Raw genomic sequence first — 1,383 nt, forward strand, 5'->3', positions numbered from 1 at the left:
CTGTAGCGGTAGTTGAAGATCGAGGTGAACAGCGGGCCGCCACCCGTCATCCCGCTCGCCTGCTGCGCCAGCGACAACGGCGCATGCTCATGCACCAGCAACCCCGCCAACTGCCGCCGCATCCCCGACAACGCCCCGCCCACACTCTGCCCATCCACCCGCACCCGCACCGGCAGCGTGTTGAGGAACAGACCCGGCACCCGATCGGCACCCGCCCCGGAGTTCATCCGGCCGAACAGCACCGTGCCGAACACCACATCCTCACGACCGCTCAGCGCGGCCAGCACCCGCGCCCACGCCACATGGAAGACCGCAGCCGCACTGACACCCGCAGCACGCGCCAACTCACGAACCCGGCACGACAGTTCATCGTCCACCGCAAGGCGTTCCCGGCGAGTGGTACTGCCGTCGCCGTACACGTCCAGCACACCGAAAGGCGCCGTCGTCTCGGTCACATCCCCCAGCAACTCCGCGAAGTACCGCTCATGCTCCTCACGCGGCACACCCAGGCGGGCCTGGGCGACGAAATCGCGAAACGGCAACGCCGCCGGCAACATGTCGGCACGACCGGACATGAACGCCCGCACCTCCCCCAGCAGCACATCCAACGACGTGTGGTCCTGCACCAGGTGATGGGTCCGCAACAATGCCAGCCAGCGATCACCCCCGGGCTCCGCCGCGATGTGCACCGTCATCAGGGGCGCCCGGGTCAGATCCATCCACGATCCGCCGATCGCCTTCAACTGCTCCACCGCACCAAGGCCCTGCGCGTCCAGCACGACCTCCTGGACCGGCAGCCCCACCCGACGCGACACCACCTGCACCGGCTCGGCCAAGCCCTCCCACACGAACGCCGTGCGGAACACGTCATGCCGATCGACCACCGCCCGCAGCGCGTCCAGGAACCCGTCCACCCGCCCCCGCGAGTCGAACCAGAACACCACCGGAAACACATACGTGTCCGTTCCACCGTCCGCCAGCATGTGGTGGAAGAGCATGCCCTCCTGCAACGGCGCGAGCGGATACACATCCGCCACATTCGCCGCACCACCCTCGACCCCGGCCACGACCCGCTCGACCTCCGCCGCAGTCAACTCCACCAACGGCAGCATCTCCGGCGTGATCCCGGTAGCGCCCTCGGGAATCAGGTTCGGCGGCACCACCACCTGGACCGGCCCGGCAGCACCGGCCACACCCGCCGGCGTCGGCGTCTCGAAGAGCGCCCGCACCGACACGGACACACCCCGCACCCGCAGACGTTCCACCAGGGCCACCGCCAGCAGCGAATGACCGCCCAGGGCGAAGAAGTCATCGTCGACCCCGACCCGGTCGAGTCCCAGGACCTCGGCGAACGCCTGGCACAGAAGCTCCTCCTGCACCGTC

The 1,383-nt window shown here is 68.8% G+C and carries 1 protein-coding gene; it reads right to left on the minus strand.

Translation table 11 applies throughout. From position 1 onward, the window contains the following. A partial coding sequence (locus ABH940_RS36940; RefSeq protein ID WP_370107293.1) for a condensation domain-containing protein occupies positions 1–1,383 on the minus strand: 1,383 nt, incomplete at both ends.

The sequence above is a fragment of the Streptacidiphilus sp. BW17 genome (assembly GCF_041262485.1).
Classification (GTDB): Bacteria; Actinomycetota; Actinomycetes; order Streptomycetales; family Streptomycetaceae; genus Streptacidiphilus.